12 protein-coding genes are annotated in these 12,231 nt (G+C 70.3%); 8 read left to right on the top strand and 4 right to left on the bottom strand.

Annotated features, from left to right (window positions below; all coding sequences use genetic code 11):
• Positions 1–23 precede the first annotated feature (23 nt).
• The gene (locus ACZ5IK_RS20295; protein ID WP_101612540.1) at positions 24–410 is read right to left on the bottom strand and encodes a DoxX family protein; all 387 of its coding nucleotides are present in this window, start codon (positions 408–410) and stop codon (positions 24–26) included.
• A gap of 88 nt (positions 411–498) precedes the next feature.
• Here ACZ5IK_RS20295 and ACZ5IK_RS20290 point away from each other — a divergent pair, with 88 nt between their 5' ends.
• Together ACZ5IK_RS20290 and ACZ5IK_RS20285 are read left to right on the top strand one after the other, a co-directional pair.
• Positions 499–1,575, top strand: coding sequence for a potassium channel family protein (locus ACZ5IK_RS20290; protein ID WP_465489059.1), 1,077 nt, complete (start codon positions 499–501; stop codon positions 1,573–1,575).
• 182 nt (positions 1,576–1,757) lie between these two features.
• Positions 1,758–2,165, top strand: coding sequence for a hypothetical protein (locus ACZ5IK_RS20285; protein WP_101612542.1), 408 nt, complete (start codon positions 1,758–1,760; stop codon positions 2,163–2,165).
• 458 nt (positions 2,166–2,623) lie between these two features.
• Here ACZ5IK_RS20285 and ACZ5IK_RS20280 read toward each other — a convergent pair whose 3' ends face one another.
• Positions 2,624–3,709 (bottom strand): neutral zinc metallopeptidase, encoded by a 1,086-nt coding sequence (locus ACZ5IK_RS20280; protein WP_465489058.1) that lies wholly within the window; start codon positions 3,707–3,709, stop codon positions 2,624–2,626.
• 217 nt (positions 3,710–3,926) lie between these two features.
• On the opposite strand from ACZ5IK_RS20280, the gene ACZ5IK_RS20275 reads away from it, so the two are divergent.
• The 5 genes from ACZ5IK_RS20275 to ACZ5IK_RS20255 are packed head-to-tail and all read left to right on the top strand — an operon-like array spanning position 3,927 to position 9,055.
• Complete coding sequence (locus ACZ5IK_RS20275; protein WP_465489057.1) at positions 3,927–5,027, top strand: DUF7847 domain-containing protein; 1,101 nt, start codon at positions 3,927–3,929, stop codon at positions 5,025–5,027.
• Complete coding sequence (locus ACZ5IK_RS20270; protein ID WP_465489056.1) at positions 5,021–5,662, top strand: DUF4129 domain-containing protein; 642 nt, start codon at positions 5,021–5,023, stop codon at positions 5,660–5,662. The genes ACZ5IK_RS20275 and ACZ5IK_RS20270 overlap by 7 nt, the downstream gene beginning before the upstream one ends.
• Positions 5,659–6,783, top strand: coding sequence for a DUF4350 domain-containing protein (locus ACZ5IK_RS20265; protein WP_465489055.1), 1,125 nt, complete (start codon positions 5,659–5,661; stop codon positions 6,781–6,783). The genes ACZ5IK_RS20270 and ACZ5IK_RS20265 overlap by 4 nt, the downstream gene beginning before the upstream one ends.
• The gene (locus ACZ5IK_RS20260; protein WP_233223103.1) at positions 6,780–7,769 is read left to right on the top strand and encodes an AAA family ATPase; all 990 of its coding nucleotides are present in this window, start codon (positions 6,780–6,782) and stop codon (positions 7,767–7,769) included. Before ACZ5IK_RS20265 ends, ACZ5IK_RS20260 begins: the two co-directional genes overlap by 4 nt.
• On the top strand, positions 7,769–9,055 hold the full coding sequence (locus tag ACZ5IK_RS20255) for a DUF58 domain-containing protein (protein ID WP_465489054.1): 1,287 nt from the start codon (positions 7,769–7,771) through the stop codon (positions 9,053–9,055). Before ACZ5IK_RS20260 ends, ACZ5IK_RS20255 begins: the two co-directional genes overlap by 1 nt.
• A gap of 81 nt (positions 9,056–9,136) precedes the next feature.
• Here ACZ5IK_RS20255 and ACZ5IK_RS20250 read toward each other — a convergent pair whose 3' ends face one another.
• Both ACZ5IK_RS20250 and ACZ5IK_RS20245 read right to left on the bottom strand, forming a co-directional pair.
• Positions 9,137–10,210 (bottom strand): hypothetical protein, encoded by a 1,074-nt coding sequence (locus tag ACZ5IK_RS20250; protein WP_465489053.1) that lies wholly within the window; start codon positions 10,208–10,210, stop codon positions 9,137–9,139.
• A 17-nt stretch (positions 10,211–10,227) separates the two neighbouring features.
• Positions 10,228–11,235 carry a stage II sporulation protein M gene (locus ACZ5IK_RS20245; protein WP_465489052.1) on the bottom strand — a complete coding sequence of 336 codons (1,008 nt, stop codon included), beginning with the start codon at positions 11,233–11,235 and terminating at the stop codon, positions 10,228–10,230.
• Between the two features lie 61 nt (positions 11,236–11,296).
• Between ACZ5IK_RS20245 and ACZ5IK_RS20240 the strand changes: the two genes are divergently transcribed.
• Positions 11,297–12,223 carry an RDD family protein gene (locus ACZ5IK_RS20240; protein ID WP_465489051.1) on the top strand — a complete coding sequence of 309 codons (927 nt, stop codon included), beginning with the start codon at positions 11,297–11,299 and terminating at the stop codon, positions 12,221–12,223.
• The last annotated feature ends 8 nt before the right edge of the window (positions 12,224–12,231 follow it).

Genomic DNA, 12,231 nt, shown 5'->3' with positions numbered 1-12,231 from the left:
TAGAGGACGAAACGCGGCGGGGGTCAGGCGCGGTCGCGCACCTTCAGGGCCCAGGTCACGAGCGGGATCTGGAGCGGGACGCGGGCCCAGAAAGCCGCGCGCAAGGCCTTCGGGGCCTTCCGGCGGTCGGCGTCGGCGGCCATCTTCACGTTCCCCGGCAGGACCACCACGAACAGCAGCGCGGCCGCGAGCCCGCCGAGACGGCGAGTTTTGGGAGCGGCGACCGCGGCGGCGACGCCCAGCTCGGCGACCCCGGAGCCGTAGGTCCACGCCCGAGGCGAACCCGGAAGCTGCTTCGGGATGATGGCGTCGAAGGGTTTCGGCTGGACGAAGTGCAGGACCCCGGCCGCGCCGAGCAGACCGGCGAGGAAATATGCGGGCCGCTGAGACGGCTTGGAATCCGAAGACATGCCCTGAGCTTCGCATACCGAGCTGAACGCAAGGTTCGTCGGCTATCCTCCCGACCGTGAGTGACGCGGACCAGGCCGGAGCCTGTGCATGAGGGTTCTCAAGCGTTTCCCGGTCAGGCTGAGCGACCGCCCGGACCATGAGCTCGTCGGCGTCATCCGGATGCCGGAACTGACGGTCAGCCCGCTGCGGTCGATCCTGAAGCGGATCATCGGCGCGATGCTCGCCCTGCTGGCGACCGTGCTGATCGTCTACCTCGACAGGGACGGTTACCGCGACGCCAACGGCGACGGGCTCAGCTTCCTCGACAGCCTCTATTACGCGACCGTGTCGCTGTCGACCACCGGTTACGGCGACATCGCCCCGGCGACGTCGTCCGCGCGGCTGGTGAACGTCCTGGTGATCACCCCGCTGCGAGTGCTGTTCCTCATCGTCCTGGTCGGTACCACACTCGAAGTGCTCACCGAGCGCTCTCGCCAGGCTTTCAAGATCCAAAAGTGGAGGACCAAGGTGCGTGACCACACGGTCGTCGTGGGATTCGGCACGAAGGGCCGGTCGGCGGTCAACGCGCTGCTCGGGGACGAGAACACCGAACCCGATCACATCGTCGTCGTCGACACCGACCAGCAGGCCCTCGAAGCGGCCACCTCGCTCGGTCTGGTGACCGTGCACGGCTCGGCCACCCGCGCCGACGTCCTGCGGGTCGCCGGCGTGCAGCGGGCCAAGGCCGTCGTCGTCGCCCCGAACCGGGACGACACCGCGGTGCTGGTCACGCTGACCGCGCGCGAACTGGCCCCGAAGGCGCACATCGTGGCGTCGGTGCGGGAGGCGGAGAACGTCCACCTGCTCAAGCAGTCGGGCGCGAACCAGGTCGTGGTGTCGAGCGAGACCGCCGGGCGCCTGCTCGGCATGGCGACGTCGACGCCACTGGTGGTCGACATGGTCGAGGACCTGCTCACCCCCGAGTCCGGTCTCGCGATCGCCGAACGCCCGGTGGAACCGTCCGAAGAGGGCGGATCGCCGCGGCATCTGTCGGACATCGTGCTGGGTGTCGTCCGCGACGGCGTCCTGTATCGCGTGGACGCGCCGCAGGCGGACGCGATCGAGCCGGGCGACAAGCTGCTCTACATCCGGAAGGTGACCGCCGCGGAGACGATCGAGCGGTAGCGGGGGACCTGCGGTATCACCGTCCCCGGACAAGGGGGCTCCTGCTGTTCTGCCGCTGGCATCACCCTTGCCCGGACGAGCGGGCTCGCTGTGTTTTGCCGCGAGGTTCTGGGAGCATGGCGATTGTGCGCAACCGATCGGACCCCGCCAGAGGGCTCACCCCGGGGTGGAACTCCCTGGCCGTGGCGGCCGGTGCCGGCCTGCTGGTGATCTTCCTGGCCTGGTTCGCCGGGCCGGGGCTGTTCGGCATCACGAGTGACGCCCAGGGCACGACCGTGCAGGCGGAGGTCGTCCAGCCCGCGCCCTGTGCGGGCGGCGGCGCGACCGAGACCGTCAAGTTCGAATTCGGCGGCAAGCCGATGGAGGCTTCGCTCAACGGCTGCGGGCACGGCAAGGGGGAGCGGCTCGAGGTCGTCGTCCCCGCCGGTGCTTCGGGGGACGCGGTCTCGGTGCACGCGGCCGACGCGGCGGCGGGAGCCAGCGACGCGCGGCGGCCGCTCGGGCTGGCCCTGCTGGTGTTCAGCTGCTTCGCCGGCGGGATGTACGTCTTCCTGGTCCTGCGCGGGCCGCGTCGGCTGGCGACGGCCTGACACGGACCTCGTGAGTGGTAGGGACGGTTCTGGTGGACCGATATTTGCCTACCCACGGGATCCTCATGTCCGATGTGGGTGAGTGGGGAAGATTTGGGACGTTGAACGTCCGGAATCTTCCCCACTCTGCTGCCCATCGACGATGAAGGAATCGGGACACTCAACGTCCCAAATCCTCCACACTCGAACCCTGTCGCGGTGAGATTCCGGTGTCATCGAGCTCCGAGACCGGAGCGACCCTCGACTACCGCACCTCACCTTCGCCCTGCTCGTGAGCGGTAAGGGCGGTTCTAACCGCCCTTACCGCTCACGAGGGCGGTGACCAGCCGGACCGGGCAAGCCGGAATCGCCCACGGCCCCGAATCCGTCGGCGAGCGGCGCCCACAGCGCCCAAGTACGTGAAGGCCCCCTTCACTGCGTCTAACGCAATGAAGGGGGCCTTCACGTACTTGAGTAGGTCAGGAAACGGCGCTCGCCGGGGCCGAGAAGGTGTTGCAGTCGGCGACCCGGTTGTTGCTCGCGCCCGCCCGCCACCAGGACGCGTAATGCGCGTTCGTCCCGTGGTCCTGGCTGCGCGAGGTGTTGTCGCCCCGGGTCTCCTGGTCGTTCCAGGCCTTGTTGTACATGTCCCGGCTGACCGTGCCGCCCTGGTCGACGTGCGCGCCGAGGAACATCCCGGAGAAGCACTGCGCCTGCAGTTCCTTGCGCCGTGACATCTCCAGCCCGGAGGGGCTGTTCTGGCCTGCTTCGTAGATCTTCTGCCAGGCCGCGTCCATCAGCCCGGCGACCTCCTGCACGTGGTGCCCGTACTCGTGCGCGAAAAGGGCCAGGTAGACGCCGGGGTTGTTGCCGTACTGGTCGGTCTGCAGACCCCGGAACGGCACGTAGAGGTTGTTTTCGCAGTAGTACGCCGCCGTCGCGATGCCCACCTGGATCGTGCCGCATTCGGTTTCGAAGCTGGCGCCGGTCGGGAAGTGCAGGGCGGGCGGGGTGAACGGCAGGCGGTAGGCCTCGAGGAACGGGCCCCACGCGTTGTCGAGGCATTTGCCCGCGGCGGTGAAGAACGCCTCGGCGGCCTGTTGGCTGCTCTGCCACTGCGGCAGCGCGCAGACGCGGTTCTGCAGGCCGGCGTTGGGATCCAGGAGGATCGGGTGGTCGCCGAGCTTGAGGATCTTCTGCGGCCCGCTCGACGACGACGGCGCCCTGGTCGGCGACGTCGGGAACGGGTTCGATGAGGACGAGGGGGACGACGACCCGCTCGGCGGCAGGGCCGCCGGGGAAGTCGGGTTCGGGAGGGTCGAATAGCCCGCGTTAGCCACGGGATCCTTGTCGTCACGATTGAGTGAAACGATCGCGACCAGGCCGAGGACCAGCACGGCGACCGCGCCGAGGCAGATACCGACGATCGCACCCGTCGACCGGCGCGGAGGCGGCGGCGGGAACTGGTGCGGCGCACCGTGCCACTGGGCTGGGGGTGGGCCGTGCACCGGCGGTGGCTGGACGGCGCCGCGTGGCGGCCACTGGCCGTGGGGCGGTTGCGTCATCAAGTCGGTCCCGGTGGTTCTAGGGGCGGACCGGGGGTGCCCGGCCCGATGTTCAGCATAACGAGCTAACGGCTTCTCCTCCCACAGCTCGGCTGCAGAGGGTATCCAGCGTGAGGCGAGTGGTCACCCATCAGTGTCGTCACCCCAGCTCTGGCTGGGTGTCGGACCCTCTGGAAGAGTGTGCGTAAGCAACGTGAAACGGGTAAGGGGCTGTCGCATGACGGAGACCGGCGGACCGTCCGGGCTGGAAGGTACCGAGACGCCGAAGCCGCAGGCGGACGCACCGACGCCGCCGCAGGGTGAAGTGCGGCCACCATCGGCGCCGGAGCAGCAATGGCAGTCCCCGTCCGGGGTGACGCCGCCGCCTCCGCTGCCGTCCTATCAGCCGCCGCCGCAGCAGGTTCCGGACTGGAAGGTCGGCCTCGGCAGGCCCGGGGTCATCCCGCTGCGCCCGCTGAACCTGACCGACATCCTCGACGGCGCGGTCACGGCCATGCGCAGGTACTGGCGGATGGTCTTCGGCGCCGCGGCGATCACCGCCGTGCTCACGGCGGCCATCAACCTGGTCGGGCTGCTGCTGATCGACACCACCAGCGACCTCGAGCAGGTCCGCGACCTCGGCCCGGCGGCCACCGATCAGGAACTGCTGAACCAGATGCTCGGTCTGCTCGGCGGGACACTGGCGACGTCGTTCATCGGCCTCATCGCGACCCTGCTCGGGACGACGCTGCTCACCGGCTTCCTGACCGTGCTGATGGGCAAGGCCGTGCTGGGCAAGCCGGTCACCTTCAAAGAGGCGCTGAAAGAGGCGACGCCCCGGCTGCTGCCGCTGCTCGGGCTGACCGTGCTCTACGGGCTGGCGATCATGGTCGCCGCGATCTTCTGCCTTCTGCCTGCGATCATCCCCTACACCTTCTGGGCGCTGGCCAGCCCGGCGTTCATCCTCGAACGCGGCACGGTGATGGAGTCGTTCCGCCGGTCGGTGAAGCTGGTCTCGGGCATGTTCTGGCGGGTCTTCGGGATCCTGCTGCTGGCCACGGTGATCGCGTCGTTCCTGGCGTCGATCATCACGCTGCCGTTCAGCTTCAGCGCCTTCATGTCGATCTTCGGCAACGTGAACGAGATGTACATCCCGTCGACCGGTGACCTGATCCTGCAGTCGGTGGGCACGGTGATCTCGCAGACGATCGTCGGGCCGTTCACCGCGCTGGTGACCGTGATCCTCTACATCGATCAGCGGATGCGCCGCGAGGGCATGGACATCGAACTGGCCCGCGCCGCCGGGATCACGCCGCCGCCCCCGCCTCAGGCATGGTGACGCGCTTCCTCACCGACGTCCCGGTCGACATCGACCGGGACACCGCCCGGCTGCGCGCGGCCGAGGAGCTCTCGGGTCAGGCGTATCAGAACGCGAAACCGAGCTGGCTGTCCGAGGCGTTCAGCTGGGTGCTCGAAAAGTTGCTGGGCTTCCTCGACGCCGTCAACACCGCCGTGCCCGGTGGGATCTTCGCCGTGGTGCTGCTCGTCGTCGTCCTGATCGTGCTGGTCGTGGTGATCCGGCTGCGGTCCGGCCCGCTGGCGACGTCGGCCAAGGGCGGCCGGGCCGTGTTCGCCGGGCAGCGCAAGGCGTCCGGTGAACATCGCCGGGCGGCGGCGGAGGCCGCGTCGAGGGGCGACTTCGACGACGCCGTTCGTGAGATGTTCCGTGCCGTGGTGCGGTCCTTGGAGGAACGGGCGCTGCTGGACGAGAAGTCGGGCCGGACGGCCGACGAGGCCGCCGACGAAGCCGGACGGATGCTGCCGGACGTCGCCGTCCCGCTGCGCGCCGGCGCCCGGTTGTTCGACGACGTCCACTATGGAGGGATCCCGGCCACCGAGGCCGGCTACCGCTCACTGTCCGAATTGGACGAACGCTGCCGCCGTGCCCGGCCCGTCGCGCTGGTGGCCGGATGACCTCGGTTTCGCCCGACGCCCGCCGGATCTGGCACGGGGTGCGGCTCCCGCTCGCGGTCGTCCTCCTGCTCGTGCTCACCGGGACGTTGCTCGTCCTCTTCCAAGGCGAGCAGACCACCGGCGCGCTCGAGCCGGATTCGTACGAGCCCGGCGGCAGCCGCGCGCTGGCGACCCTGCTGGAACGCGAAGGCGTCGAGATCATCACGGTGCGTACGGCGGCCGAGGCCGACGACGTCGCGGGGAAAGCGACCGTCCTGATCACCCAGCCCGCCTACGTCCCCAAGCGCACGTTCACCGAACTCCGGCGCATCGCTTCGGACGTCGTCCTGGTGCAGCCGAGTCCCGGCACGGTCGACGAAGTCCTTCCCGGTGTGCGGGTGGCGGGCGAGCTCGAAACCGAGACTCGCCAGCCCGACTGCCAGGGGAAGGACCCCGTCGCGGCGGGGAGCGCGACGATGGGCGGCCTGAAGTATTCGGCCACGCAGCCGAGGGCGCTGGAATGCTATGGCGGTTCGTACCTGGAAGTGCCCGGTCCACAAGGGACGGTGACCGTTCTCGGCGCCCCCGCGCCGCTGACCAACGAGTGGCTGGCCGAAGAGGGCAACGCGGCCTTGGCGATGCGGCTGCTCGGGAAGCACGATCGGCTCGTCTGGTACCTGCCGACACCGGCCGATCCCTTCCTGGAGACCGAGAAGAAGCCGCTGTCCGAACTGATCCCGTCGGGCTGGTCGTACGCGGCGCTGCAGGCCGGGGTCGCGGTGGTGCTGCTGGCGTTGTGGCGCTCCAGGCGGCTGGGGCCGGTGGTGACCGAGCCGATCCCGGTCGTGGTGCGCGCGGCCGAGGCCACCGAGGGACGGGCGCGGTTGTATCGCAAGGCGAAGGCCGCCTCGCACGCCGGGGAAACCCTGCGTGAGGCGGCCCGCGCGCGGCTTCGGCCGTTGCTGGGGCTCACCCGCGACGCCGAACCCGCGGCACTGGTGGAATCCGTCGCCGTGCGGACCGGCCGGGCACCGGCCGAGATCGGCGCGCTGCTGTACGGGGACCCGCCCGCCGACGACGCCGCGCTGGTGCGGCTGGCGGACGGACTCGATGTCGTGGAACGAGAGGTGGAGCGGTCTTGAGTACCGAACAGTCCGATGTGGACACAGGGGACGCCGCGGCCGAAGCGCGGGCGGCGCTGATCGCCCTGCGTGCCGAGGTCGGAAAGGCCGTGGTGGGCAACGACGCGGCCGTCACCGGGCTCATCATCGCGTTGCTGTGCCGGGGACACGTGCTGCTCGAAGGCGTTCCGGGCGTGGCGAAGACGTTGCTGGTGCGGGCACTGGCCGCGGCGCTGGACCTGGAGACGACCCGGGTGCAGTTCACGCCGGACCTCATGCCGGGCGACATCACCGGCTCCATCGTCTACGACGCGCACAGCGGCGAGTTCTCCTTCCGCGAGGGCCCGGTCTTCACGAACCTGTTGCTGGCGGACGAGATCAACCGGACCCCGCCGAAGACGCAGTCGTCGCTGCTCGAAGCGATGGAGGAGCGCCAGGTCTCCAGCGACGGCAAGACGCGGCCGCTGCCCGATCCGTTCATCGTCATCGCGACGCAGAACCCGGTCGAATACGAAGGCACGTACCCGTTGCCCGAGGCGCAGCTGGACCGGTTCCTGCTCAAGCTGACCATGCCGACACCGTCCCGTGAGGACGAATTCGGCATCCTTTCCCGGCACGCGCAGGGTTTCGACCCGCGCAACCTGGCCGCGGCCGGGATCAAACCGGTCGCCGGGGCCACCGAACTCGACGCGGCGAGGCGTGCGGTCGCCGGGGTCACCGTGCGCCCCGAGGTGCTCGCCTACATCGTCGACGTCTGCCGGGCGACGCGGTCGCTGCCGTCCGTGCGCCTCGGCGTTTCCCCGCGTGGAGCGACGGCCCTGCTGGCCGCGACGCGGGCGTGGGCGTGGCTCGCGGGCCGCGACTACGCCACCCCGGACGACGTCAAAGCCTTGGCACGGCCGTCTTTGCGGCACCGGCTCGATCTGCGGCCCGAAGCCGAACTCGAAGGCGCGACCGCGGACGGTGTGCTGGACCGCGTCCTCGCGTCCGTGCCCGTTCCACGCTGATGGCCGTCACCGGGCGGCTCGGGCTCCTGGCACTCCTCGCGGCGCCGGTGGTCGGTCTCCTGCTGCCCTCGTGGGCCGGGATCGGGCTGGCCGCGGCGGTGCTGTTCCTGCTGGTGGTGCTGGATCTACTGCTCGCCGGGAGTGTGCGGAAGCTGCAGTTCGCGCGGTCCGGCGCGACGTCCGTGCGGCTGGGGGAGGCCTGCGAGGTCACGCTGACCGTGGCCAATCCCGGCGGCCGTGCGGTGCGCGCCCGCCTCCGGGACGCCTGGCCGCCCAGCGCGGGCGCGGACGACCGGCACCGCTTTTCCTTGCCCGCGGGCGAACGCCGCGTCGTGACCACGCCGCTCCTGCCGACCCGGCGCGGCGACCGCCGGGCGGCCAGGGTCACCGTCCGGTCGACCGGGCCGCTGGGCCTCGCGGCGCGGCAGGGTTCGCACGAGGTGCCATGGACCGTGCGGGTGCTGCCGCCGTTCCACAGCCGCAAGCATCTGCCGTCGCGGCTGGCGCGGCTGCAGCAGCTCGACGGCCGCAACGCGGTGCTGATCCGGGGCCAGGGCACGGAATTCGACTCCCTGCGCGAGTACGTGATCGGCGACGACGTCCGGTCGATCGACTGGCGGGCCTCGGCCCGCGCGTCCGACGTGATGGTGCGGACCTGGCGCCCCGAACGCGATCGGCACGTGGTGCTGGTCCTCGACACCGGCCGCGTTTCGGCGGGCCGGGTCGGCGACGCGCCGCGGCTCGACGCGGCGATGGACGCGGCCCTGCTGCTGGCCGTGCTCGCCGCGCGGGCGGGCGACCGCGTCGACCTCCTCGCCTACGATCGTCAGGTCCGCGCCGCGGTCCAGGGATCGACGGATCTGTTGCCCGCCTTGGTGAACGCGATGGCGCCGCTCGAACCGTCGCTGATCGAGACCGACGCGCGAGGGATGGTCGCGGAGGTGCTGCGGCGGACCCGGCGTCGTGCGCTGGTCGTCCTGCTGACCGGGCTGGACGCGGCGCCGCTGGAAGAAGGCCTGTTCCCGATCCTGTCGAAGCTGACCTCGCGGCATCAGCTGATGATCGCTTCGGTGGCCGACCCCCGGGTCGCCGAGATGGCGGCGGGCCGCGGCGACGCGGAAGCCGTCTACGACGCGGCCGCGGCCGAGCGGGTGCTGGCCGAACGGCGCCAGGTCACCGCGCGGCTGGCGCGGCACGGGGTCGAGGTCGTCGACGCCGTGCCCGAGGACCTGCCGCCGCGGCTGGCCGATCGGTATCTCGCGCTCAAGGCGGCCGGACGGCTGTGACGCTGAAGGGGCCCTTCCCCGCATCTCACGCGGCGAAGGGCGCTTTCCCCGCATCGCATGCGGGGAAAGGCCCCTTCAGCTCTACGCGACCAAAGCGAAACTGGAGTAGTACTCGCCCGCAGGATCCCGCGTGCCGCTCCGGTCGGGGCTGACCTCGGCGCCGACCCAGCCCTGGAACGCGCCCGCGTCGTCGATCACCTGCAGCAGCGGGCGGACGTGGCTGTTGCCGAGGTAGCAACCGTTGTAGGACAGGCATTCGCACCAGAACTCGTAGCTGTTGCGCCGTCCGCCGAAGGCGTCGCTCAGGTAGTAGAACCGCCTGTCGCCGGTGTCGATGATCTTCTGCGCGCAAGCCGCGTGGCCGGGACCGGCGGGGCAGCAGGAGGACGGGTCACAGCCCGAGTCGTACTGCACGTAGCCGAGGCACGAGCCGTCGTCGCATTTGTTCCACGCCGGACCGACGCCGAGTGCGCCGCTGCCACCGCGGGTCCAGTTGGTGATCGCCCGGCGGTTCACCGCCTGCCCTTCGAGCAGGTACGACCGCTGGGTCGCGCGGACCGTGCTCATCGGCGCCTTGCTGGTCTGCGCCAGGGAGGCGTTGCTGCCGTACGCGATACCGCTGGTGATCGAGTAGCTGTCGCTGACCAGTTGCATCCGGCCGAGGCCCGGCCGCGTCTCCGAAGCCGCCCAGGTCTCCTTGAGGTTCACCGGGGAGGTGGTGCCGTTGACGGTGCTGCTGGTCCAGGTGATGCCCACCTGCCCCGAGTTCTCGGTGTAGGTGCCGGTGAAGTGGCCGTTCGGCTCACCGGTGAAGCCCGGCGCCGTCTTGATCGGACAGTTGTTGCGGGGATTGGTCCCCCCTGTCCATTCGCCGCAGTAGTAGACGTCGCCGCTGTTGACCGGGGCGGGGAAGTCCGCCTGGTTCCAGGTCCAGAAGTTGTGCGCGACGGTGTTGTCGGCCGGGTTGAAGACGAGATAGCCGAGCCGGACGTAGTTGCGGTCGGCGTCGGTGCGGAATCCGCCGACGCTCACCACCCAGTTCGCCTTGCCCGCGGGCGCGGCCGCGGTCTTGGCCTGGGACGCGCCGACGAGGAGCGTCGAGGCGAGGATGGACAGGACGACTATCGCGAATACGCGTAAACGTTTTCTCCCCATGGGAGGAGCTAACCAGGTCAGCCCGCTTCCGGTCGAGAATCTCCAGCGTATCGCCAGTCGACATCACCCACTTCGCCCGCTTTCGCGGCCCGGCGCCCCACGACGAACACGTAGAGTAGAAACGCGACCTCGGCGATTACTCCAATGCCGATCCTCGCCCAGGTCGGCAGCCCCGAAGGCGTCACGAAACCCTCGATCACGCCGGAGACCAGCAGCACCGCTGTCAGCCCCAGCGCCATCACCACGACCGATCGGCCCTGTTCGCCGAGCGCCGCCGTCCGGGAGCGCCGTCCCGGGTCGATGACCGTCCAGCCGAGCTTCAGCCCCGTCCCGGCCGCGACGAACACCGCGGTCAGCTCCAGCAGGCCGTGCGGCAGGATCAGGCCGAAGAACACGTCGAGCCGTCCGGCCGACGACATCAGCGCGGCGCCGATCGCGAGATTCAGCGAGTTCACCCAGAGCGCGTAGATCACCGGGACACCCAGCACGACGCCGAGGAACAGGCAGGTCGCGGCCACCCACGCGTTGTTGGTCCAGACTCGCGCGGCGAAGGAACCCGCCGGGTCGGACGAGTAGTACGTCTCGTACTTGCCGCCCGGCGCGGTCAGGTCCTTGAACTCCTCGGGCGAGGCCAGCGACGCGAGCACCTGCGGGTCACCGGCGATCCACACCGCCGCGATCGCCATCACGGCGATCGACGCCGCGGCCGACGCCAGCCACCAGCGCCTGCTCAGGTACAGCGCGGCGGGGAACCGATGGGTGAAGAACAGCCCGACCTCGCGCCACGCGGGGCTGTGCGAACCGGTGACGGCCGACCGGGCCTTCGCGACCAGGCCGGACAGATGCGCGACGAGCACGGGATCGGGCGCGACGGAGCGGATGATCGAAAGATGCGTCGCGACGCGCTGGTACAGCGTCACCAGCTCGTCGGCGTCCGGGCCGCTGAGTTTCCCGGCGCGGCCGACGAGGTCACGCAGCCGGTTCCATTCGGCCTGGTGCGCGGCGACGAACACGTCCACGTCCAACTCGGAGCCCTCCCGGCGATCGTCTTTGGTCGCCCAGCCTATTCGTCACTACGCTTGCCGGGTGGAACAAGAGTCCGAACTAGTCACCGGCGAGGCCGTCGTCCTGGACGTGCGAGCCGCGAAGCTGGCCAGCCGCGGGCTCGCCATGATCGTCGACGTCACCATCCAGCTGATCGCGCTGTTCGTCGCGATGCTGGTGCTGAGCCAGGTCGCCGCGTTCGGCGACGAGGCGCTTGCGCTCACCCTGTTCCTGGTGACGCTCGTGCTGATCATGGTCGGTTACCCGGTGATCTTCGAGACGCTGAGCCGCGGCCGCACCCTCGGGAAGATGGCGCTCGGCCTGCGGGTGGTCCGCACCGACGGCGGCCCGGTCCGGTTCCGGCACGCGCTGGTCCGCGGGCTCGCCGGGTTCTTCATCGACTTCTGGGCGCTCGGCCTGCTCGGCGCCGTGGCGGTGGTCACGTCACTGCTGTCGCCCAACGGGCGCCGCGTCGGCGACTACCTCGCCGGCACCCTGGTGATCCGGGAACGCATGCCCGCCGCCCGGACGCCGTATGTCGGGATGCCGCCGCAGCTGGCGTACTGGGCTTCCCAACTGGACCTGACCCGGCTCCCGAACGAGCTCGCGCTGGCCGTCCGCCAGTACTTGAGCCGCACGAGCGAGCTTCGCCCCGAAGCCGTCGAAGCCCTCGGGCACGGGCTCGCGCAGCAGGTCGCGGCGACGATCGGGGCACCGGTGCCGCCGGGGGTACCCGCTTGGGCGTACCTGTCGGCGGTGCTGGCCGAGCGTCGGCGGCGGGATCAGGCGAAGCTGCAGCCGCAGTACGCGCCCCCTGCCCCTGGTGCGCAGTACGCACCGCCTGGGCAGTACCTGCCGCAGGGGCAACCTGGCCAGCCGTATCCGCAGGCGGTCGCTCCCGCGCCGGTCACCCCGCCGCAGTCGGAGACCACGCCAGAACCGGAAAACCCCTTCGCCCCGCCGGGCTGATTCTGCAC

The sequence above is a fragment of the Amycolatopsis sp. NPDC031561 genome (assembly GCF_055580625.1).
The sequence above is the reverse complement of the archived record's forward strand: the minus strand, read 5'-3'. Positions and strand labels throughout refer to the sequence as shown.